At 56.0% G+C, this 23,398-nt stretch carries 18 protein-coding genes; 1 reads left to right on the top strand and 17 read right to left on the bottom strand.

Annotated elements, in window-relative coordinates; all coding sequences use genetic code 11:
• Position 1: 1 nt before the first annotated feature.
• From FYJ74_RS08565 to FYJ74_RS08550, 4 genes are all read right to left on the bottom strand, one after another.
• Complete coding sequence (locus tag FYJ74_RS08565) at positions 2–1,912, bottom strand: DUF5693 family protein (protein WP_154529167.1); 1,911 nt, start codon at positions 1,910–1,912, stop codon at positions 2–4.
• On the bottom strand, positions 1,909–2,490 hold the full coding sequence (locus tag FYJ74_RS08560) for a Maf family protein (protein WP_195838873.1): 582 nt from the start codon (positions 2,488–2,490) through the stop codon (positions 1,909–1,911). The genes FYJ74_RS08565 and FYJ74_RS08560 overlap by 4 nt, the downstream gene beginning before the upstream one ends.
• A 20-nt stretch (positions 2,491–2,510) precedes the next feature.
• Positions 2,511–3,305 carry an undecaprenyl-diphosphate phosphatase gene (locus FYJ74_RS08555; RefSeq protein WP_229769432.1) on the bottom strand — a complete coding sequence of 265 codons (795 nt, stop codon included), beginning with the start codon at positions 3,303–3,305 and terminating at the stop codon, positions 2,511–2,513.
• A gap of 78 nt (positions 3,306–3,383) precedes the next feature.
• Complete coding sequence (locus FYJ74_RS08550) at positions 3,384–5,084, bottom strand: ribonuclease J (protein ID WP_229769431.1); 1,701 nt, start codon at positions 5,082–5,084, stop codon at positions 3,384–3,386.
• A 238-nt stretch (positions 5,085–5,322) separates the two neighbouring features.
• On the opposite strand from FYJ74_RS08550, the gene greA reads away from it, so the two are divergent.
• Positions 5,323–5,817 carry a transcription elongation factor GreA gene (gene greA / locus FYJ74_RS08545; protein ID WP_320633465.1) on the top strand — a complete coding sequence of 165 codons (495 nt, stop codon included), beginning with the start codon at positions 5,323–5,325 and terminating at the stop codon, positions 5,815–5,817.
• A 241-nt stretch (positions 5,818–6,058) separates the two neighbouring features.
• Here greA and FYJ74_RS08540 read toward each other — a convergent pair whose 3' ends face one another.
• The 13 genes from FYJ74_RS08540 to FYJ74_RS11650 form a co-directional block, all read right to left on the bottom strand.
• Positions 6,059–7,897 (bottom strand): LPS-assembly protein LptD, encoded by a 1,839-nt coding sequence (locus FYJ74_RS08540; protein WP_154529164.1) that lies wholly within the window; start codon positions 7,895–7,897, stop codon positions 6,059–6,061.
• Positions 7,894–8,406: a hypothetical protein gene (locus FYJ74_RS08535; RefSeq protein WP_195838872.1), complete on the bottom strand. Its 513-nt coding sequence runs from the start codon at positions 8,404–8,406 to the stop codon at positions 7,894–7,896. The genes FYJ74_RS08540 and FYJ74_RS08535 overlap by 4 nt, the downstream gene beginning before the upstream one ends.
• A 55-nt stretch (positions 8,407–8,461) precedes the next feature.
• Positions 8,462–9,523, bottom strand: coding sequence for a hypothetical protein (locus FYJ74_RS08530; protein WP_154529162.1), 1,062 nt, complete (start codon positions 9,521–9,523; stop codon positions 8,462–8,464).
• A 30-nt stretch (positions 9,524–9,553) separates the two neighbouring features.
• Positions 9,554–11,062, bottom strand: coding sequence for a peptidoglycan DD-metalloendopeptidase family protein (locus tag FYJ74_RS08525; RefSeq protein ID WP_154529161.1), 1,509 nt, complete (start codon positions 11,060–11,062; stop codon positions 9,554–9,556).
• A 382-nt stretch (positions 11,063–11,444) separates the two neighbouring features.
• Positions 11,445–12,215 carry a phosphate signaling complex PhoU family protein gene (locus FYJ74_RS08520; protein ID WP_154529160.1) on the bottom strand — a complete coding sequence of 257 codons (771 nt, stop codon included), beginning with the start codon at positions 12,213–12,215 and terminating at the stop codon, positions 11,445–11,447.
• Complete coding sequence (locus tag FYJ74_RS08515; protein WP_154529159.1) at positions 12,205–13,848, bottom strand: Na/Pi symporter; 1,644 nt, start codon at positions 13,846–13,848, stop codon at positions 12,205–12,207. Before FYJ74_RS08515 ends, FYJ74_RS08520 begins: the two co-directional genes overlap by 11 nt.
• 47 nt (positions 13,849–13,895) lie before the next feature.
• The gene (locus FYJ74_RS08510; protein ID WP_154529158.1) at positions 13,896–15,392 is read right to left on the bottom strand and encodes a tripartite tricarboxylate transporter permease; all 1,497 of its coding nucleotides are present in this window, start codon (positions 15,390–15,392) and stop codon (positions 13,896–13,898) included.
• 15 nt (positions 15,393–15,407) lie between these two features.
• Entirely contained in the window at positions 15,408–15,986 is a 579-nt protein-coding gene (locus FYJ74_RS08505) for a tripartite tricarboxylate transporter TctB family protein (protein ID WP_154529157.1), read from the bottom strand.
• Positions 15,987–16,072: 86 nt separating this feature from the next.
• On the bottom strand, positions 16,073–17,032 hold the full coding sequence (locus FYJ74_RS08500; RefSeq protein ID WP_154529156.1) for a tripartite tricarboxylate transporter substrate binding protein: 960 nt from the start codon (positions 17,030–17,032) through the stop codon (positions 16,073–16,075).
• A gap of 67 nt (positions 17,033–17,099) precedes the next feature.
• On the bottom strand, positions 17,100–18,020 hold the full coding sequence (locus tag FYJ74_RS08495; RefSeq protein ID WP_154529155.1) for a Ppx/GppA phosphatase family protein: 921 nt from the start codon (positions 18,018–18,020) through the stop codon (positions 17,100–17,102).
• Position 18,021: 1 nt separating this feature from the next.
• The gene (locus tag FYJ74_RS08490; protein ID WP_154529154.1) at positions 18,022–18,606 is read right to left on the bottom strand and encodes a hypothetical protein; all 585 of its coding nucleotides are present in this window, start codon (positions 18,604–18,606) and stop codon (positions 18,022–18,024) included.
• 572 nt (positions 18,607–19,178) lie between these two features.
• A complete protein-coding gene (gene nifJ / locus FYJ74_RS08485) occupies positions 19,179–22,745 on the bottom strand; it encodes a pyruvate:ferredoxin (flavodoxin) oxidoreductase (protein ID WP_154529153.1) in 3,567 nt (1,188 codons plus the stop codon).
• Positions 22,746–23,117: 372 nt separating this feature from the next.
• Positions 23,118–23,398: hypothetical protein (locus tag FYJ74_RS11650; protein ID WP_195838871.1), on the bottom strand; the 281-nt coding region annotated here is incomplete at its 5' end.

Below are 23,398 nucleotides of genomic sequence, written 5' to 3'. Positions count from 1 at the left end.
TTTACAAGAGACTGCGCAGCCGCCGGGAGAGCGGCCGCCCCAAACGGACGCCGACAACCAGGGCCAGGCTGCCCAGCACCAGGCCGATCCACCATCCGTTGAAGCCCCGAAGCAACGTTAAAGACAAGGGCGTATGGAAATGGCAGAAGCTGTTCACCGCGGAAGAGAAAGCCAGCGTCACGGCCAGGCGAAGGATTTCCCGCCAATGAGCCCACATTTCCTGACGTTTAAGATAGTACCAGACGACCAAGGCCGGATAGCCGACGAGAAATTCCTTGGTTCTGGGACGGGCGCCGAGGATTTTTTCAAGCCAGTCGCGGAACATGATCTCGGACGTCCCGACGAGCCCGTAATTGCCGCTGCGCAGCAGCATCACTGCGGCGGCCAGCAGCAGCGTTCCCGCCAGCACGAGTTCGCCCCAAAGCGGCGGCCGCGTGAAAATCTCGGCCAATGATTCGGGATGTTCGCGCTTATGCACGTCGATCAGCAGAATGAGGAGCGGCGGAAGGAGCAAGCTCAGCTTGACGCCGCTGAACGTGCTCAGGCGATACATATAGAGAGGCACGGAAAAACGGCCGGCGATCACGAGACCGCCGACAAGCACGAGCAGAAAACCTTCAGCCGCCCCGCGCAGGGGCACCTTCCAGCGCTCCATGGCCAACAGCGAAGCTTCCGCCGCCAAGAATCCGGCGGCAAACGCTCCGCCAAGGCGAGAAAGAATTCCCGCGTACAAGGAGCACACGCCAAGGACGACGGCCGTCGCCGCAAGAACGCCCAAAAACCGTTTCCGAGAAAGGAGCGAAATGTCGAAATAACGCTCAACATATCTCGCCAACAGCAGCAAAAGCAGGATCTGCAGAGCGATCGCCGAAAAAAAAGAATTGATCCATGGGCTGGACGGAGCAGGGGCCGGCCACAGACGCTTGAAGCCGTTTTCGTCGAGGCGCGCCCGCAGAGCCCTCACGTCCTCGCAATATTCGGCAAGCTGAGGCGCAACGGCACGCAAAGGATCCGCGCGGAGCACCAGAAGACGCACTTCTCTCTCCTCCGCGGCGCGATAAAAACGGTTCAGCATAATGGGGCGAATGATATTCCTTTTCAAGACTTCCTCGCGATCCACGGCATGCAGCGACACGACGTTCGGCCAAGCGGCAGCGACCTGCCCGGCCGCTCCGTACTGCCGCGAGAATTCTACCTGCGCCATCAGCAAACCGCGTTCCTTGACAAAGCTGCCCAGTCGTTCCGTATAAGGGTAGGTTGCGGCAATTTCTCCAGTGGGACAGAGGACTTTGACGCTGGAGAAATTGTCGCAGATAAACGTCAAGCTCTCTTCGAGTTCTTCGCCCGAGCTGCCCATACTGGGCGACGGCGCGAAAACCAACGGCACGCCGGCCGCCGAAAGGTACTGCATCGAACGCAGATCGGGCAAGACGCCCGCTTTTTCCATCTGCACATAAGGACGCGGTATCCTGAAATAGACGGTCTGGCCGTCAGCAACGCTCTCTCCGTTCTTGAAGCGTCTCTTTAAATATTCTTGCTGCAGTTCCGCCAACGCCGGATCCTTAAGAATCACGACGGTCCCCGAGGGATAAGAAAAACTCTTGAGGACCGAATCGGGCACATCGGCTGCCGGAACCGCCGTTACCCGATCGACGGCCCCCTTGCCGAGATCTTCCGCCGTGCATTCGGGCACCATGAACGCAGAGATTCCCGCCTCCATCAACGCCGCAAATTTATTCTGTCCCTCTTCCGCGTTTAAGGAATGAAGTTCCATCAAGTCAAACACAAGCAGCGAGGAATGGTTCGCACGCTCTTGAAACAACCTCCACATGAGAGATGGCATGGCAAGCGCCAATGCCGCGAACAGACAATAAACGAACACTCTTGCGTTATTTTTAGTTTTCGTCATCATGAAGACACCTCCCAGAGTTGATTTAAAGGAAACCCCAACTCTTCCATCATAGAGCCGAACAGACACACCGGGAACCCCACGACCGTCGAGTAATCTCCGTGGATCGCCCGCGCGAAAAAACCGCCCAACCCCTGGATCGCATAGCCGCCAGCCTTGCCGAAAGGCTCGCCTGTCGCAACATAGCTTTTTATGACCGAAGCCGTCAGCTCTCTGAACTGCACCCTCGTGCAATCGTACCGAGAGAGCCGACGTTTCTTCCAAAACAGCGCCAGGCCGGTGTACACCGTGTGCTCCTTGCCCGCAAGAGACGAAAGCATGACAAAAGCTTCCGCGCCGTCGTGCGGCTTGCCGTAAATCTTTGCATCCAGGGACACCACCGTGTCGGAAGCGATGATTAACGCCTGAGGATATTTCACGGCAAGGGACTGCCCTTTCAATTCGGAAAGCCTCATGACCAAGTGCGCGGGAGATTCGCCGGCAATTCTCTCTTCGGCGACGTCGGCAGGGATAATGTCGAAGTTCAGGCCGATTTTCTCAAGGAGTTCCTTGCGTCGGGGGCTTGCCGACGCGAGGATCACGTGAACATCTCTCATGTGCATTAGAGCCAGATCAGCGCGACAAGCCCCAGCGCTCCGCAGTACAGAGCGAAAATCCACCAGCGCCCGCGGAGGATCGTGCGATGGAGCAAATACAACGCTATCAATCCGGACACAAAGGCAAGCAGCGCGCCACAAAGCCAGCCTTCGGGAAGGGATACGCCCGCCCCGGCAGCATGGCGCAGTTCGAGCACTGCCGCGCCCGTTATGGCCGGGAGAGAAAGCAAAAACGAAAAGCGAAACGCTTCCGCCGCGCTCAAGCCGCACAGAATGCCCGCAACCAACGTCGCTCCCGAGCGCGAGATGCCGGGGATCACCGCGATTCCTTGAGCGATGCCGACAATAAGGCCGATGGAAACGCAAATTTTACGCGTGCCGGGAGGAACGACCGCAAGAATCGACATCAAGGCGCTTGTCACCAAAAGCGCGCCGCCGACGCCCGCCATCGAAACGCCGATTCTCTCCACGAACGGCTTCAGCAACAGACCGATAATCGCCGTCGGCATGGATCCGAAGATGACTGCCCAGCCGAAATACCATCCGTCCGATTTCTGTCCGACCGGCATTCTGAACCCACGAAAGAATTCGAAAAGCATCCGTAAAATGTCTTTTCTAAAATAAACCAGCGTAGAACAGACCGTAGCCACATGCAGCACCAGATCGAAAGCCAGCCCCGCTTCGCCGTTCCCCGTCACATGCTGGAATATCGCCAAGTGCGCGGAGCTGCTGACCGGCAGATACTCCGTCAGTCCCTGCAATACGCCTTGCGAAAGGCTGGAAATCAATGGAGTCATCATTTTCACCCGCCTCACAGAATTTATCCGTCAGAAAATTTGTTCAGAGCTCAAAAGCTCTGAACAAATTTCAATGTCCCGTTATAACCTTGCGATCAACGGAATCACGGCGGACGCGCTGCGCATGTACTTCCTCAGCAACTCCTTGCATCGCAGGGAAATCTGCTTTTTCAAGAGCTCGTCGTCTTCCGGCAGCTCGCGTTTCAAAGCGCGGCGGACGGCTTCGGAAAACTCCTGGCGCATCCCCTCCGCGTCCTTGAAATGGATCTGACCGTAGCTTTCGAAACAAGGCTCGCCGACAAGAAGCCCCTTCTTGTCGAGCGTTACGGAGACCACAAGAACCCCGTTCTCCGAAAGTTCCTGGCGCTCCTTCAGGATCGAGCCTTCCTTCTCCCCCAACGCCATACCGTCTACCAGCACGGCGCCGGCCGGCGCTTTGCTTTTGACTCCGGCCGAATTCCGCGCAATCGAAAGGATGTCGCCATTGTTCATAATGAAAACATTTTTTTCGGGAATTCCCACTTCTTCGGCAAGCTGCGAATGACGGATCTGCATGCGGTACTCGCCGTGAACGGGAACGAAATATTTAGGCTTCACCATGCTGAGAAGCATTTTCAGCTCCTCTCTGGAGGCGTGTCCGGAAACATGCAGCCCCGCCTCCCTGCCGTACAAGACTTCGCAGCCCAGCTCGAAAAGTCTGTTGATGGTGTTGCTGACCAGTTTTTCATTGCCGGGGATAGGATTGGCGAAAAGAGCCACCACATCCTTGCTGTCAAGCTTGACCCGATGATGAGCTCCTTTGCTCATCAGGACAAGCCCGGAAAAAGGTTCTCCCTGACTGCCGGTCGTCATCACGACAAGATGGGAATCGTTGTAAGAATCCATCTCCGCCAATGGGACGACAGTCCCCGGCTCGGCCTTGATATACCCCAGGCGAATCGCCAGATCGACGTTGTTGACCATGCTGCGGCCGGCGAAGACGACCTTTCTGTTAAAGCGCGCCGCCGCGTCAAGGACCAGCTGGACGCGGTGAAGGTTGCTGGCGAAAGCGGAAATGATGACGCGCCGGTTGCGATAGGTGCGGAAAAGATTGTCGATGGCCCCGATCAACGACTTTTCGGATTTTGTAAAACCTTCGCGTTCAGCGTTCGTGGAGTCGGAAGCCATGAGCAGCACGCCCTTCCGCCCCAGTTCGGCGAAAGCGGCGTAATCGGTGACATGATCGTCGACGGGCGTGGGATCGAATTTGAAATCCCCCGTATGAAGCACGATGCCGAGGGGCGTCTCCACGGCGATCCCCAAAGCGTCGGGGATCGAATGACAGACGGAAATGAACGTGACTTTGAAGACGCCAAGCGCAACGGTTTCCCCGGCCTTGACCTCCACCAGCCGCGGCTTGTACCGCGGCGCGGCTTCCAGCATCTTCCCCTCGATCATGCCCAGAGTAAGTTTGGCGCTGTACACGGGAACGTCCAGTTTGGGCAGCACGAACGGCAGCGCGCCGATATGGTCTTCATGCCCGTGGGTGATCAGGATGCCGCGGATTTTTTTCCGATTTTCTTCAAGATAGGAGATGTCGGGAATGACAAAGTCGATGCCCAGCATCTCCTCGTCGGGGAACATCAGGCCGGCGTCGATCACCACAATGTCGTTTCCGTACTCTATGGCGTACATATTCTTGCCGATTTCCCCCAGTCCGCCCAAGGGAATAAACTTCAGCGTTTCAGTCGGCGCAGAGGCAATTTTTCTTCTGTGGGCATAGGCTGCGCGTGAGACGTTCATTGCCGTCCCTTTTTCGCTGATCGCGCGCCGGCTGTACGTTCCTTTGTTGCCCCTTCTCTGGGGTGACGCCGTTGCGGGCTGCGTTGATATTGCACTTTTCGAATTATTTTTCATCTCAACATTCCTTGTCTATAATTTTTGCGATGACTCTCGCAATGAAAGAACACTTCTGCTAAAATAGAGTTTCATAAGGCATCTTTGCATTTCAATCTTTCTTTCCCCAACTGGAGGTATAAAAGTGGCTGAACACAAGCACAACGACGATGCTGTTTTAATGACTCAGGAAGGGTATGACAAACTGAGCACCGAATTAAAACAGCTCAGAAGCGAAGAACGTTATAAAATCGCCCGCAGGATCGAAGAGGCCCGTTCTTTCGGCGATCTCAGCGAAAATGCCGAATATGCCGCGGCCAAGGATGACCAGGCCAAGCTCGAAGGCAAGATCCAGGTCATGGAATATCAGCTTTCACGCGCCAAAATCATCGATTCGGCCAGTTTGGACAATTCGCACGTTTCGGTAGGGACGACCGTGACCATCATGGATATCACCCACAATAAGGAGTTCGTCTATTCCATTGTCAGCTCGGAAGAATCCGACCCGGAAAAAGGTTTCATTTCTTCCGTGAGCCCCGTAGGGCGGGCCCTGATGAACAAAAGAGTGGGGGACGAAGTGCCCGTCAAGGTTCCGATGGGAATCCGCAAGCTCAAGATTCGCAAGATCAGAGTCAAATAATTCCAGCTGCCGAGTTCTTTGCGGAGCGCGACATAAAAACGCTGAGAGGCTCAGCATGATGGGCTGTGCCTCTTTTCTATTATATCCCACTCATTTCCGTTTGTGTAAATTTTGTGGCAAGAAAGTACGGCCGCTTCGCGTCGTTTTTTCGGATTTCATCAATCGCAAAAAAATAATCAGGTCATGTCGGGTACAGCTTAACCGGCATGACCTGATTTATCGTTTCCGTACAAAGCTCTCTCTAAATATCGAATTTAGGCATTATGATCTCTGCTTCTTCCGCCTGTTCCGTGCCGTCCTTTTCCATAAGAGTCGGTTCATAGCGCTGCCGGCGCACAGCCAAACCGCCGGGACGCCCAAAGGGATTGCTCAAACTCTCGTTGCCCATTTTAAACCGGCTGTCAGGGAACGCGGTGATGGCAAAGGATAACGTGATCCAGTCGTTGTTATTGCTGTCCGTCAGATCGTCGTTCACCGTCAGCTCCCAACGCGTACAGCAGCTGTTGTCGTACGTCAGGATGTACCCCATGGAAGACAGTTCATTCTTGTTGCCGGTCAGATCGAAAACTCCCTGCACCGCAAAGGTAAGAGAAGGCCCGATCTTTATGCCCACGCGCTGATAAAAGGTGTCCGTATCATAATTGCGATCCCAGCCATTGCCAAACGCGGAACGGCCCGACACCCTTTTCTGCTCGAATGCGGAGCCGATCTCAAAGCCGCCGCAGGATGCCCTGACGCCCAATGTTCCGATCGTCACGATCTGACGATCGCTGCCGTCGTTCTTATAGCCGTAATTCCAGTAATCGCCTTTGAAGAAGGGAGAGATGGTCCAGGCGCCGAGCCGAAAGGGATATTCGGTGTAGTAATCGATTCCCCAGCCATAGCGCTCGATAAAATCGCCCCGATAGTCCCCTCGCTTGACTCCCGTTTCCTGAAATCTTCCCCAGTTTCCCTTGAAGCGAGCATACTGAGAAAAGTCGCCAATATGAAGTCCGACCCAGGGAGAGGTCAGTCCCACTTCCGGATCGCGCCAAAGCGTCGTTTCATATTCTTTCTGACCGGGCTTTCTTACGACCGAGCGTTTTTCTCTCTGGGCCCAGCCGACATCCATGGCCCAGCCGGAATGCGCCAACGCCGCCCCCCAGAAGGGACGGGACTTGGTCTCATCCGTACTGCTGTCGTACTGATGATTGTCTCCCGCATACAGGGACAGCCAGGAGGCAATCTGTTGATCGACGCGCGCCTGATATTCGAACATGCCTTCCTGCCAGATCCCCGCGCCGAGGGCAAGCTGTCCGTTGTTCCAGGAAAAGGTCGAGCGCGCTTCCAGCCCCAAGTGTTTGTCGCTGTCATAGTTCGGCCTGATCGTCGTAACGTTTTTCGACTTGGGCTTTTGATTGACGACCATATTGAACGGCATCGTGAACAGATACGCGGAACCTGCATAAACCCGGGGATGATGGAGCACGATATACTTCCCCGGGACCATGACGATTCTCTTGGAACGAAGCAAATAATGGGGGTGCTCCTGCTTGCAGGTTGTATATGAAGCGCCGTTCCAACGCACGACGGCGCTGTCAGGGGCGCTTCCCCGCAGATAACTTCCCCGCAGCCATTTTTTCTCGTGGGCCGTCTGCGGGTCCGCAACTTCAACGCGCGCTCCTTTGATGTAAACGGCCCCATAAGGGACTTTTGACGATCCTTCGGCTCCTTCGAGATATCCGGTTGAATCGTTCAGATGATACTCAAGAAAATCACCCGTCAACGTGTCCGTATTGTGACGCTGGATTTTGATTTTTTTTCCGGCGGAGGCGAACGCTCTGATCACATTCGTCTCCGCATCCAGCGTCACTCGATCCGCTCGGAACACCAGATCGGCATAACGCGCCACGGCATGTCCCTGCGCGGTGGCAAGATGATTGACTTCGTCAAACTCAATGCTGTCCGCCTCGAGGACGACAGGCAGAGTGTCCGCTGTGACCTCGGGCAGCTTTTTCTGCGCCGCCCAAACGTCATTTGTCGGCGCCAGCAGAGAAAAAACAAGCACGAGCCCCCCGAGGCACGTCGAATACTTCGTCATTCACTCCACCACCGTATGCATCCATCTTTGACACGTATCTTGCGCTGTCCGTCCATAACCGCATTCCTGCAGACCAACGTATAAACGTCGCCGCTTACGGTCACTCCCCGAGGAAAATTCCACACGTCGTTTTTTTGCTCCCAGCGGGCTTCCGGCGTCTTCCACTCAAAAGGATGTTCAGAACGTTGCCATATTCCGTCGGCATCACGCAACGTCAACGTGCCGTTTTCATGATCGTAGGCTCCAGTGGGAGCGTTGATCGTGCGCAAACCGGATGGCCCCACGATTTGGCTTGAAATTTTGTTCAAATACTCCACAGGATGGTCGCGCACGACTTTCTCCGCGCTGATTCTCCACTGATCCTTGCCGACGTTGCGAACTGCTGTAACGCCGTCTATTTCCCAGTTCAATTCCTTGCCGATATCGACGAGGGCTCCCATGACATCAAGATCGCGCCTCAGAGCTCTTCCCCAGAGGGCCAGTGCAAGCGCAACGAATGCGATGACCAAGGCTCTTATGCAATTCCGCCGCACATGACCATTCCTTTCCAAAGTCTCTTGCGGTTTAGAGGTTGTCAATCTCGGTTGCCTTTTTGGGGGGCTCCGCAGCGTTCTCCACTTTCGTTTTTTCTTCGTTCACCTTCTGCAAATTCACGGTTTTACCGCTCAAAACATCGACATATTTATCGTTCGCCAACGCTCCCAAAGAGGCAGGGATTGGATATGCAGGAACCGAGACGTTTTTCTCGGTTTCAGAGTACATGATGGCCCCCGCCGGCACTTCTTTGGCGTTGCCGCGGATAAAGAATCCGCCCGCCAGCCCCAACGGCCCCAATGCAAGTGCGCCCACAAGGCTTGTTCCCGCTGCCGCCGCATAACTGGCTTCAAACTCCGTCGCCTTTTTGGAGGCTTCGCCCTCGCTCAGAGGCAAAGTCGGACTTCCCAGAGTTCTCAAGGACTTCACCGAGATTCTGATCTCAGAAGGGCGGCCAAAACTGCGCGGTTTCTTGACTGACGTGACAAGCCCTTCCGCAGGAGCGCCCACAGGGGCGACAAGCTTATTGTTCACGATAAGATTATGCGTGAGTTTTAACAAAACCCGATCGCCCTTTTTGGTTACCGAAGGTTTCAAGGTTTCCATCAGCTGCAGGCGAACGACCGTTCCTGCAGGAACTTCAACGGGCTCGGAGGTGACAGGATCGGAGACGACCATACCGAGCACCCGTTCCACTCGCATCGCTATGGGCTTGTCTTCCATGGAGCTTCCTTCGAGCCTTTTTTCAACAACGGGAATTCTTTCGACAAGCGGCTTATCGGCATTATTAAAAATCTCAAGGCCCCATTCAGCCACGCTCATCTTGTACAGAAGCGACGGCTGCCCTTCGGTTCCCTTCTCGAGGTAATCGATATGAGCAGACTCGCGCTCCGCCAACGTGCCTTGAAGTTTTGTGCCGTAAAGATCCTTCTCTACGCTGTCAAGTCTTGAAATCAAACCGCCTGAACGCACTGAACCATAAATCGCATTTTCCAGCCAATCAATCTGTTTCGCCGCTGTCGTGTCCGTGGCAGCACCCGCTGCGCTTCCCAGAAGACTGCACACAAGTAAAACGATTCCTACCTTTTTCATGTCTCTCGCTCCTCTTGTCTTTCACTATTTTCAGCGCAGATAGCTCATCGGATTCGTCGGGCTGTCGCTGCGGCGCACTTCAAAATGAACGTGCGGCCCCGTAGCGCGCCCGCTCGATCCCACTGTGGCGATCACAGTCCCTTTTTTCACGTTCTGTCCCTTGCGGATCATCAACGACTGGCAGTGACCGTACAAAGTCGTATACGTGCTGTCATGACGAATGATGACCGTCCTCCCATAACCGTTCATCCAGCCGGAAAAGATAACCTGGCCTCCCCGCGAAGCACGTATAGGAGTATGCCGGGGCGCGCGTATGTCTATTCCGGCGTGAAAAATCCTGGCACGTCGAATCGGATGCCGGCGCCAGCCGAATGGACTCGAGATTTTTCCCACCACCGGCCAGGAAAAACGGCCAGCCGCTCCACTGGCGGCTTTGGCAACGGGGGGAGCCGTCCGCGACATGCCTCCGCCGCTTGAACTGCCCCGATACACGGCAATAGACTGGCTTGCGCCAGGGATAAATACCTCTTGACCGGCATTCAATTCCACTTTATCGCTTAATCCGTTCGCCATACGGATCGCCCTCTCGGCGACGCCGTATTTCTTGGCAAGCGCGTTTAAAGTCTGCCCTTTGGCGATCTTGACGCTCAATCCGTCCTGATTGGGAATGCGCAGCACAATGCCGGGAGAAAGCCGATCCGGCGTGCGGAGGATGTTGGTTCCATAAAGAGAATCGATGCTGAGGTTATTTGCGCTGGCAATGGTCCACAGAGAGTCGCCCGGTTTTACCGTATACTTCCGGTATTTTACCGGATCCGCTCTCTGTTTGGAAGCGAGTTTTTCCTCGGCGCGGCTCTTTTGTTCTTCCAAGACGTCTTCCAGCAAATCTTCCGTGCGCGGAATCAGGAGAACCTGCCCCGACGAAAGCTTGTCAGGATTGCTGATGTTATTAGCCTTGCTTATCGTCGCGACAAGAATCCCGTACTTCCGCGAGATATCGACCATCCGTTCGCCCTGACCAACAGTGTGTTCCAGCCAAGGACGCTCATCGATATCTTCGCCCATCTCGTCCTTCTCACCCAGCAGCCGGACAATGACGTTGCTGTCGTCGGCTTTCTGACTGCTCAGCTCCGAAAGAGACAACGTCATAAAAGGGTCATGCACCGGCAACGGCTGATCGAAAGACTGTTTCCCATTCATCGCGGGAAGGATCGCCAACCTTCCGCCGCCAAGAGGATCTTCCTCGGGAACGACCTCATCCAGCATCAGGCCACTCTCCTCGAATTCGGGAGAATCCGGGAGCAGGGGCGAGATAACGCCGCTGGTATTTTCCCGTTCAAGCTGAACCATCTGCCCGTGAGCCAGAGCCGCACGCGCTTCAAAAGAAGGGAAAAAAGCGGAAAGCGGAAAATCCTTATAGGCAGGCAAATCTTCAGCTTCGAAAACTGCCAGAGAGATAGCCCCGGCTGTCGCCAAAATCATCGAACCCATCAAGCTCCAAAAAACTCTGCGGCTGTTTTTCTTGTCCAATCGGTCCAAGAGCAATCGTCAACTCCTCATAGATACTTTTCTCACGGTGCCAATCACGTGGGACGCTTATTCTGCATCAAGGAAGACACGATACATCTCATTATAACGCATCCATTATACTCGTTTCGGACGGTGAATTCATCTGTTCCCTCCAAGAAATTTCAGCGGCCCCGTTTCGCGCCCCGAATGCGTTAGGAGCGAGCGCTTCCGGAAGAACTTGGGATGCATGCAGGAAGCACCGCATAAAAGATGGGGTGGGGCAGACGATGATCGTCCCCCCACCCCATCTTTATACCGAGTTCTCATGGAACAATTCAATGCGGATGGCTCCTCAAGGCGCCAAGACAATTCAATGTTCGAGTCGGAAAGTCGCATGAATAGGGACACATTTTCATTTTGCGCTTTCGGTAGGATGCGAATATTCATGGGAGCAGCCCTGGCTGACGAGCTGTCTTTTCAAGGTCAAGGGAGAAACGCCCGTCGCGATAAAGTAAACTTTTTCTCCCAAGTTCATCAGGTGATCGGCCACACGCTTTAGATGTCGAAAAAGATCAATCGCGATGAAGATTTCCGCAGGCGTCTCCGCCAGATAAGGGGAAGAAAGACGCTGCATCAACGACTCGGCGCATTTGCGGCAAATCCGCACGGTTTCCCGACGTTTTTCGCGGATCACGGCGAGCACGCCGCCGTCTTCCTTATCGAGGGCAAGCAAAAAGTCGTCGATCATCTCGCTGCATCGGCGCGAAACGTCAAGCAGATCGTCGATCTTGGGCAACGGCGCGCGCCCGTGGTAATCGTTGACGTATTCTTTCAGCCGTTCGGCGACGTTGACCGCCTGATCGCCGATGCGCTCGATATCCGTGATGATCTTCATGACCGCATAGACATAGCGCAGGTCCTCGCGCATCGGCTGCCGCATGGCGATGGAATAAAGGCACTCTTGATCGATCTGCTCTTCCAGTTCGTCGATCGCGTCGTCGCCGCAGATGACATCCTCTTCCGCGCCGACATCGAGGGTGCGCAGCCCCGCTACGGCTTTGGCCAGAGCCTCTCTGGCGCCAATCGTCATCTGCTGGACGAGCGCGTACATGCGCGCTTTGTCGGACGAATAGAGATAATTTTCGAGACTGCGCTCGCTTGATTCGCTCTTTTTAGTCGCCACTCACAGTCCCCTCCTTCCACTCGGGAAAGGCTCTTCCGGTCGAATATCTTGCCTGCTTCTTGGTGAACTCTTCGCCCTCGGCCACCTCTTTCGCCATGGCCAAGAACCCCTGCATCAGAGACACCAGCCGGACAGCCCGAGAAGCGTTGCGGTCGTAAGAAGCGCTTTCGCCCACTTCACGGCGGATCTGGTTGCTCAGACCGGCAAATTCCGCTTCCTGACTCTCCAGCGCGTGGACCTGGCCTTTCTCGCCAATGACAAAAGCGCACAGAGCGGACCGCATACACTTGCGCGACAGTTTGCACCAGCGCTCCCACACGCCGTTTCCCAAAAGAGCGCGGAGCGCGTCGTGAACCGCCGTTGACTCCAGATGCGATCGGATCGATCCTGTCAGCAGCTTGGACATGCCGCGCAGGATCGACATTGTGTAACTGATGATCGTAAAATCCTCCGACACTTTTTCTTCTTCGGCAGGAACGCGAATATGATAGGCAAACTCCTGACAGGATTCGCACAAATCGGCGATCGCCCGAGGCAGTTTTCCGAAAAGCGCGCCGTTGCGCTGCTGCGGTTCGAGCAGCATCTGCAGATAAGCCTCCATGTAGTTGGAGAGGCGCCCCATTTCCTTTGACAGAAGCATGACCGCCAGTTCGGGGACATCCAGAATCTTCTCGTCGATATAGCGGGGTTCGCTCAGACTGCCGCTGCCCGATACAAGCCGGATGCCGATCCACGTGAGAAACTGAGGGAAAGGCAGAAAGACGAGAATGTTGAACGCCGCGATCAGCACTTGCCCGTACACCAGTTCCTGGGCGGCGGAGATGCCGAGGGAAACGAACGTCCTGTGGACGAAGGGCAAGAGGCACAAGAAAATCAGCCCCCCCAGCAGCTTGAAGAAGAACGTCGCATATCCGAGACGCTGCGCGCTGAGCGAACCGCTCATGCCCGCCAACACCACCATGGTCGTGGAACCGATGTGCGCCCCCAGAGCGATGGGCAGCGCGGAAGTCGCCGGCAAAGCGTTCGAAGCGGCCAGGGCGATCCCCAACGCCATGATGGCCGAGCTGCTTTGCAGCACGCCCGAGCCGATGAAAGCGATGATTCCCATCGCCAGCGCGTCCGACGCCCAGCGCGTCATCAGCCGCCCGAACTCGGGATCGGCAAAAAGCGTTTTCGTGCCCCAGCCCAGAACCTGCATCCCGAGGAAGATCAACGCCAGGCAGCGAAGCACGCCGAATCCGGAACTGACCCATTTATTCCTGACCTTGCAGAGGAAATAGGACACGCCGAACATGAGCGGCGCGTAATCGAACAGATTCAGACTCAAAAGGAAGGACACGAACGTGCCGCCCAGGCTGGCCCCCATCATCACGATCAGCGAACCGGCGAAACTCAGCATGCCGACATCCACGAAGCCGACGGCAAACGACGTAGCGATGGTGCTGCTCTGCGTGAGCGCGGAAAGGACCACGCCCAGCAAAAAAGCCTGCGCTTTCTTCTTCGTAAAACGGGCCATCGAGTTTCTTGCGTTCGCGCTCATATTCTCACGAAAAAAACGCGAGCTCTGGTCGACGCCGAAAAGGAACAGCGCCAAGCCTCCCAGGATATTGACAAAGCTGGTGAAATACAGCACAGCACAATCGCCTCCTCCGCCTCTTCACGGCAGGAGGCGGTTTTATTTCAACGATCCGCTTTTGCGGCTCTCTTACTCTTCAGTTCGGAGAAAATAGGCGCCAAAAGCATCACGCCCGTGATCGCCAGGAGCACCGCGCTCAAAGGGCGCGTATAGAGGAGCTGCGGCCCTCCCATGATCAGCGTCATCTGCAGATTCGTCTCGATCAGTGCTCCCAGCACCAGCCCCAGCACGATCGGCGACAGCGGATAATGGAATTTCTTCAGAATCCAGCCGAGCACGCCGAAACCGAGACACACGCCGACGTCGAACACCGACGAGCGAACAGCAAAACTGCCGACGATCGCGAACGCAAAGATCAGCGGATAAAGCACGGTCTTGGGGATTTTCGTCACCTTGATCCACAGGCGGCTGCCCCACGTGCCCAGAAAATAGAGCACGATATTCGCGACAAACAGACTCGAGAACAAAGTATATACCAGTTCGGGCTGCTTCGCAAAGAGCTCCGGCCCGGGACGCAGTTCATGGATCATCAGGGCGCCGATCAACACCGCCGTGGAGGCGCTGCCGGGGATCCCCAACGTCAGCAGCGGCACCAGCGCGCCGCCGACCGAGGCGCTGTTGGCCGCTTCCGCGGCCGCGACGCCCTCATAAGCCCCCGTGCCGAACGTCTCGGGATGTTTGGACAACCTCTTCTCCATATCATACGCCAGAAAAGAAGCGATCGTCCCGCCGGCGCCGGGGAAAATGCCGATCAGCGTTCCCAGAACGCTCGAACGGATAATGGACCACTTCAGCCCCAGGTAAATCTTGAGCGACGGCCACTCCGACACGCGCTCCTGCGCCGCTTCATACGCCCGATAATCGTTTCCCTCGATGTTGGCGAAGACTTCGCTGAGGGCGAACAGACCGATCAGCGCCGGCACAAAAGAAAATCCATCGTACAGATTGAGAATGTCGAAGGTAAAACGGCTCACGCCGTTGACATGATCCAGGCCGATCGTGTTCAGCACAAGCCCCAGCAGCACCGCCATCAGCGACTCCGCCCACTTCCGGCCGGCCATGGACGAGACCGTGGACAGTCCCATCAGGGCCAACGAGAAGTACTCGGCCGGCCAGAACTTCAACGCAAAATTCGCCAGCGGCGCCGCAAACAGGATCAGGATGACAATGCCGATAAAGCCGCCCCACACGGAAGCAACCAGAGAAATGCCCAGTCCATAGCCCGGCTTGCCGCTCTTTGCCAGAGGATAGCCGTCGAAAGCCGTGACGACCGCCGACGGCGTTCCCGGCGTGTTGATCATGACGGCCGTGACCGAACCGCCGTAATTCGAAGCCAGATAAATCGCGCACAGCATCACCAGCCCCATCGTCGGCGACATGCCAAACGTGAACGGCAGCAGAATCGCCACCGCCATCGAAGGCGACATGCCCGGCATCGCTCCGCCGAGAATGCCGACGACGACGCCGGCGGTGACAATGAGAAACGGACCGGCGCCGATCAGATTGCGAAGCCCCGACCAAAGGTTTGTCAACAAATCCATCGTCATCGCTCCCCGTCACACGAACAGTTTGCTGAAAAGCGTCCCTGCCGGAAGGCCGATCAGAAGCACCTTGTTGAAAACGAACCACGTGAACAGAACCCAACAGGCCGCGGTCCCCAGGATCAGCAGGATTCGCCGCTCGCCCAGAAGCAGCATCAGCAGCGCCAGCATGGCCGCCGTACAAACGAAAAATCCCAGCGTGCCGAACTGCGAGATGGCCGCCGCCACAATCGCAAAAGCCCAGAAAACTTTATCGACGCGGCCATGCCCAACGGCTTTGAGGCGGGGGGCCCGCCACGTGCGAATCAGCTGAAACAGGGAAACGGCCAGCAGCGGCAGCGACCACAGATAGGGCATCAGCTTCGAACTGCTGTCCATGCCTCCCATCTCTTCAAGGCTGTTCGTCAGAAAGATAAATACGACGGACAGCTCGACAAAAGCCGTCGGCACCAGCAACGCCCCCAGCCGGTCCCTTTTGCCGCAGACAACGAAAAACAGCGCGGATACCGCAAGAATTGCCGCGCAGACACCGACGATCATGCCCAGACCACGAGGATTGTTCAGCGACAGGGCAAGTTCCTGCATTGACTGCATGTATATCGACACCTCTCTCTTTCGAAAAGCGGTCCCTGTTTCGTGAACCACAAAACAGAGACCGCTTTTGATGCCGTGCCGTCCGTTTACTTGATCATCCCGGCTTCGCGCAAAGCGATTTTGGCGCTCTCCACATCGGCTTTGACCTGCGCGGTGAACTGATTACGTCCCCAGTCGACCACGTCGATGCCGTCACGCTCAAGATATTCTTTCCATTCCGGATCGGCGGCGACTTTTTTGTTCAGATCTTCCCACCACGCGTAGGCCTCTTCGGGCGCGCCCTTGCGGATGGCGAAACCGCGCCACATGATCTCATCGTCCAGACCTTCATACCCCAGTTCCTTGAACGTCGGCGCATCGGGGAACTGCGGCAGGCGCTCGGCACGGCACAGGGCGAGGATCTTGTAGCCGGGACGCCCGGCCATATCGGCGGGATTGCCCACGTAGGCCACGCTCTGGCCGCTCAGCGTTCCCATCATGGCCTCGGGGCCGCTCTTGTAGGGAACCCACTTGGCCTTCATGCCGACGATGCGCCAGACTTTGGTCGCCAGCACATGATCGTTGCCGCCGGGGGCGGGACCGCTCCACAACTGAGCGCCGTTCTTGGCTTTGGCGTCGGCGACGACTTTTTCGAACGTGTTCAAATCGCCTTCCGCGGCGCCGATGACGCACTCGGGATCGCGCATCAGCATCGCGACCCATTCCATGCTCCAGATCATCTCGTCCTCGTTTTTCTTGGAGGACAAGACCTTGTTGACGACGGCGGTCGTAGGTGCGAAAACCGTATAGCCGTCCGCCGGCTGCTGAAGCACGTGCCCCAGCCCCACCAGCCCGCCGGCGCCCGTCACGTTCTCGACCACAAAAGTCGCGTCGGTGTACTTGGCAGCGACAGAGATGAACTTGCGGCTGGTCACGTCCATCAGTCCGCCCGGAGCCACGTAATTCACCACGTGGATGGGACGCTCGGGATAAGCCGCCCACGCGGCTGCCGCGAAAACAACCGCGCTCAGAGCGAGCACGAACGACATTGCCTTACGGAATTTCATGAAACACCCTCCTCCTTGTCAGCCGCTTCTCTATCCCCGAGACCATTTCCCGGAGAACAGAGGTTATTTAAACCTTAAAGAGCTGAAACAGCAAACCATGCCGCAGGCTGCGGTCGCTGACCGTCATTTCCTTGGCGCCGGTCAGTTCGAGAACGGCCTTGACGATGCAGGCTCCGGCCAGGATCACGTCTGCCCGCTTGGGCTGAAGGCCGACGATCTCGCGGCGCTGCTCCAGCGTTTTGGCCGCATAGTCCGCGATCTGAGCGTTTACGTCATTGAGACTCAGTGTGGATCCCTGAATCGCGTCGGGGTCATATCGAGCCATCCGATGCTTCACCGAAGCCATGCTGGTGACCGTGCCGCCCATGCCGACAAGAAACGCGACGGGGCCGGCAACGCCGCCGTCGCCCAGTTCTTTGGCAATGGCCGCCTGCGCTTCCGCCAGTTTATCCGCGGCGACGGGCATTGCCGCGAGGTACTGCTCGGTAAAGCGGACGGCGCCCACGTTGAGACTGAACTTTCTCACCAGCTTGCCGGCTTTGCCAAAAACAAACTCCGTGCTGCCGCCGCCGGTATCCATCGTCATCAGATCGGTCTCGGCGGCCCCTTTGATGCCCGACATCACCGCCACGTAGGAAAGCTGCGCTTCTTCTTCGCCGGAAAGTACGCGCAGTTCCACGCCGCAGAGCTCTTTGACGCGAGCGATGAAATCCGCGGCGTTCTCTGCGACGCGCAGAGCCATCGTCCCCACGGCGACGATCTCATCGGCCCCGGCCGCTTTCGCCTCGCCTACAAAATTTGCCACGGACCGCGCGTTGCGCTCCAACGCCTCCGCGCCGATGCGGCCGGTGTCTTTCAGCCCTTCACCGAGGCGGACGATGTCGTTGACGTCCTTGACGACTTTGTAACCGCCGGCTCCGGTCCCTTCCGCCAAGCAGAACTTGATCGAGTTGGTGCCGACATCGACGATCGCTTTTCTCTGCGTCATCTTACCTGATCCCCACCGACTTCTTCATGGCCTGGATGTAATTCATGTTCTCCACGCCCTTCATGCCGAGTTTTTCCACGACTTTCATGATCAAAACGGGATCTTCGTGCTCGACGCACATCGTCCGCCACGCCACGCCGTTGAATTCCGCGGCGGCAATCTCGGCCGTGGCGCCGTCAATCTTGTAAATGTCGCGATCCTTTTTCACCTGAACAAGTTCCAGATCTTTATGCGGCACGACGAGCTCCTCGATAAACTGGTCGTGAGTGTATTCGGCACGCTCAAGCTCCGGCAGTTCCACCTTGAGGATTTCAGCCAGCGCGGAAAGTTCGTCCGCGGCGATCGGGAACCCCGTCTTGAGAACCGGCAGCCATTGCTCCAAGCCGTCGGCATTGACCTTCTGCAGAGACTTGACGTCGATAAGATCGAAGCGGATCTTGACGTTCTCGTCGCTGTTTCGGGAAAGAATGTATTCTTCGTCGGTTCTCTTGTTCGAATCCATCGGCAGGGCCCGCAGCGTTTTCTCGCCGACGCCGAAGTCTCCCTTGCCAAAGGTCCGCCACTCCCAGCGTGCCACAATCGCCATACAAAACTCCTCCTTGAGATGAGACGTGTCTCCACAAAACCCAGAAAGCTTACCGACAAGCACTCGGCGTCATTCTTCAAAGTTATTGAAGACTTTTCTTTTTCAAAATTTATCCTTGAGATGAAATATTGATAGATTATTTCGCTTGCTTTCCGTGATTAGTCATTTTACTCGCCAATAAAGCGATGTCAATACCTTTACAGTTCCTAGAGGCTATAGCCAGATTAATTCGTATAACTTAAACAAATTTATTTCAATTGCCGATAAAAATGCAGAACCACCGCGACACAAATCGGCCGATGAGAATCTGCGATGCGAGTCATACCGTTTTTCCTTAAGAAGGGCACGACTTTTATGGCAGCAAAGGCGCATCGGAAACTGCACGATGCCGCTCCTCAAAGGCTTAACGCTCTTCGAAACGCGGCTTTTTCAAGCACTCCTTTTATAGATCCGTTTTTTATTGAAAATCAGTACAGTATAAAACCGTTCCACATAAAGCGATCCAAATTACAACAGAGGCAGGAGCCGAAGATCTCAGCCCCTGCCTCTGTGCACATCATGATTCGCTAAAGTTATTCCGCTTCAAGAGGCTTGGCCTCAGCCAGACTCTTGTACACGCAATAACGTCTCTTGGCGTCGCGCTCGGCCTTTGCATAGAGCTGCTCGGCCATTTCGGGATTCGTCTTGGCCAGCGAAGTGTAGCGGCTCTCGCTCATCAGGAAGTCGCGGAACGAAGCCTTGGGCTCCTTGGAATCGAGGACGAAAGGATTCTTTCCTTGTTCTTCGAGCTCGGGGTTGTAGTGGTACAGATGCCAGTAACCGGCTTCCACGGCCTTCTTCTCCTGCTCCTGGCTCTTGCCCATGCCGGCCCTCAGACCGTGATTGATGCAGGGCGCGTAGCAGATGATCAGCGACGGCCCGTCGTAAGCCTCGGCCTCGCTCAGCACCTTGACCAGCTGGTTCTTGTCGGCGCCCATGGCACACTGAGCCACATAGACGTAACCATACGTCATGGCGATGCGCCCGAGATCCTTCTTGGCAACCTTCTTGCCGGCCGCGGCAAACTTGGCGACGGCAGAAGTGGGCGTGGACTTGGAAGACTGACCGCCCGTATTGGAATACACCTCGGTGTCGAAAACAAGAACGTTGACGTTCTCGCCGCTGGCAAGAACGTGGTCCAGACCGCCGAAACCGATGTCGTACGCCCAGCCGTCACCGCCGAAGATCCAGATGGACTTCTTGACAAGATAATCGGCCAGGTCGCCGACGCGAGCCAGTTTGACGTTCAGCTTTTCGTCGCCGAGATCGCAATCGAGCACTTCGTACACCGCCTCGGCTGCGGCCTTGCTGCCGGCTGCGTCGTTGCGAACGTCGTACCAACCCTGCAGAGCCTTGCGAACTTCCTCGGGCAGCTTGTCGGACGCGAGCAGCGCTTCGACATTGGCCGTCAGATCGTTGCGGCTGTTCTTGACGGACATGGCCATGCCATAGCCGTATTCGGCATTGTCCTCGAACAGAGAGTTCGCCCAGGCGGGGCCCTGCCCAAGCGCGTTGGTCGTGTAGGGCATGCTGGGAGCGGAAGCGCCCCAAATGGACGAGCAGCCCGTGGCGTTGGCGATCATCATGCGGTCGCCGAAAAGCTGCGTAACCAGCTTGGCGTACGGCGTCTCGCCGCAGCCGGCGCAAGCCCCCGAGAACTCTAAGTAGGGAGTGGCAAACTGGCTGTTCTTCATGTTGTGAGTGTTGACGCGGTCGGACTTGTCGCTGACATGATCGATGCCAAAATGCCAGTTGTCCGCCTGAGCCATCTGGGAGGCCAGCGGCTTCATCTCAAGAGCCTTCACGGGGCAGATATCGGCGCAGTTGCCGCAGCCAAGGCAGTCAAGCGGGCTGACCTGAATGCGGAACTGAAGGCCGGCAAGCTCCTTGGGAGCCTTCACCGGCAGCGTCTCGAAACCGGCCGGCTTGTGAGCGGCTTCCTCCTCATCGAGCAGCACGGGACGAATGGTTGCGTGCGGGCACACCATCGAGCACTGGTTGCACTGAATGCACTTGTCCTTGTTCCACTCGGGAACGAAAACGGCAACGCCGCGCTTCTCGAAAGCGGAAGTGCCGTTGGGGAAGCGTCCGTCCTCGATGCCGACAAAAGCGCTGACGGGCAGCTTGTCGCCTTCCTGAGCGTTGATCGGATCGACGATATCCCTGATGAAATCAGGACGCTCTTCGCAGCAACCGGCAGCTTCGGTCCTGGGAGCGTCGACTGCCTCGGCCCACGCCGCGGGGATATCGATCTTCTTCAGAGCGCCGTAGCCCTGATCGACCGCCGCATTGTTCATGTTGATAATATCTTCGCCCTTGCGGCCGTAGGACTTCTGAATGGCGTCCTTCATGTACTTGACGGCGTCTTCCATGGGAATGACGTTGGCCAGCTTGAAGAAGGCCGACATCATGACCATGTTGGTGCGGTTGCCGAGACCGATCTTCTGGGCGATGTCCGTACCGTCGATCACGTAGAACTGAATGTCGTTCTTGGCCAGATAACGCTTGACCTTGGCCGGAACGTTGGCTTCGAGGGCATCCATGCTGGTCCACTGCGTGTTCAGAAGGAACGCCCCGCCCTTCTTCAAGCCGGCGGTCACGTCGTACTGGTGCAGATATTCCTGCTTGTGGCAGGCTACAAAGTCGGCGTTCTCAATGAGATAGGTCGACTTGATGGGCTTTTTTCCGAAGCGCAGATGCGAAACGGTGATGCCGCCCGACTTCTTGGAGTCGTAGGAGAAATACCCCTGAGCATAGAGATCGGTGTTGTCGCCGATGATCTTGATGGCGTTCTTGTTGGCGCCGACCGTGCCGTCGGAACCAAGGCCCCAGAACTTGCAGCGGATCGTTCCTTCGGGAGCGGCGTTGATCGTCTCGCCCAAAGGCAGCGAATGATAGGTCACATCGTCGTTGATGCCGACCGTGAAATGATTGACGGGCTTGTAGTTCTTCAGATTATCGAATACCGCCTTGATCTGCGTCGGCGTCGTGTCCTTGGAACCCAAGCCGTAACGGCCGCCGACGACCAGCGGACGCTCGGCTTCGGCGTATTCTTCGAACAGCGAGCAGACATCCTGATACAGAGGCTCGCCCAGCGCGCCCGGTTCTTTGCAGCGGTCGAGCACGGCGATCTTTTTGACAGTGCCCGGAAGGACCCTGAAGAAATATTTGGGGCTAAACGGACGATACAGATGGACGATGACCAGACCGACCTTCTCGCCGCGGGCCATCAGGTAATCGACCGTCTCCTCGGCCGCCTGACAGGCGGAGCCCATGCAGACGACAACGCGTTCCGCCTCGGGATCGCCGTAGTAGTTGAACGGATGATACTCGCGTCCCGTCAGAGCGGAAATCTGCTCCATGTACTGCGCGACCGTCTCGGGCAGCTCATCGTAAAAACGGTTGCAGGCTTCGCGGGCCTGGAAGAAGATGTCGGGATTCTGAGCAGTCCCTTTGGTGTAAGGATGCTCGGGATTCAGAGAGTCGGCCTTGAACTCGGCAATGGCATCGTAATCGACCAACTTCGCCAGATCGTCGTAGTCCAGCACCTCGATCTTCTGAACCTCATGAGAGGTACGGAAACCGTCGAAAAAGTTCAGGAACGGCACGCGCGCCTTGATAGCCGTCAAATGAGAAACGGCAGTCAGATCCATGGTCTCCTGCACGCTGGAAGAAGCCAGCATCGCAAATCCAGTGCCGCGGCAGGCCATCACGTCGCCATGGTCGCCAAAGATCGAAAGGGCATGCGTCGCCAGGGCACGGGCGCTGACGTCGAAAACCGCAGGCAGACGTTCGCCGGCGATTTTATACATATTGGGGATCATCAACAGCAAACCCTGCGAAGCCGTAAAAGTCGTCGTCAAAGACCCGGCGCTCAGAGAACCGTGCACAGCACCTGACGCGCCCGCTTCGGACTGCATTTCCGAGATCTCGACAACCCGGCCAAAAATATTCTTTCTCCCCTGCGCAGCCCATTCGTCGCAGTCTTCAGCCATCGGCGAAGAAGGCGTAATGGGATAAATCGCGGCGACCTCAGTGAACGCGTAACTGACGTGCGCTGCGGCCATATTGCCATCCATTGTCTTCCAGTGCTTTGCCATTTCGAAACTCCCCCTTGATGATAATTAGGATCTGCTGTATCTCAATAAAATCGAAAAGGTCTCCCTTTTCCTTTCTAACCCCGTCTACGATAAAACCCCTCACTAAAATGCAAACTGCAACGCCACAAGACAAATATACAGAAAACCCCTCTTGAAGCAATTAAATTCTATCACGAATGTCATAAAAGTTTGCGATTTATCGCCAAGAAAAACAACGAAAAAAAATAATTGAGTAAAATCTTCACAGTGTATACTGTATTTTCATCTCATTGATGCAGGTTAGTTGTATTCTTGCAACAGGAGAAAAAGCCATCTCGTCTTGCGCTAAACGTCCACTGTAAAGCACCAATACTGATTTTCGATGAAAAGACATCATTGAAAACGCCGCACTGATGCGCGGCTGTGCCGCACAAAGCCTGCGGCACGCGATTTCATGCGGCTTTCGAGGCGCCTTCGGCGCTCTGAAAAGGGCGAAGAACCTGTATTATTTTTACCGAATCCCCGCCCGAACAAATCAGCCCGTACAAAAAAAATCCGGCCAGGGGGGAAGAAAATTCCGCTGCAGGCCGGTGATTTTTCGAGCGAAGATTTTTGAGCGAAGAAAGGAGAAGAAAGGGAGAGAAAAAGAGAAGAAAGGAAGAAAAAAAAACAGA

The organism is Pyramidobacter porci, assembly GCF_009695745.1.
Lineage (GTDB): Bacteria > Synergistota > Synergistia > Synergistales > Dethiosulfovibrionaceae > Pyramidobacter > Pyramidobacter porci.
Note: the sequence above shows the minus strand (reverse complement) of the source record. Positions and strands in the feature narration are given on the sequence as shown.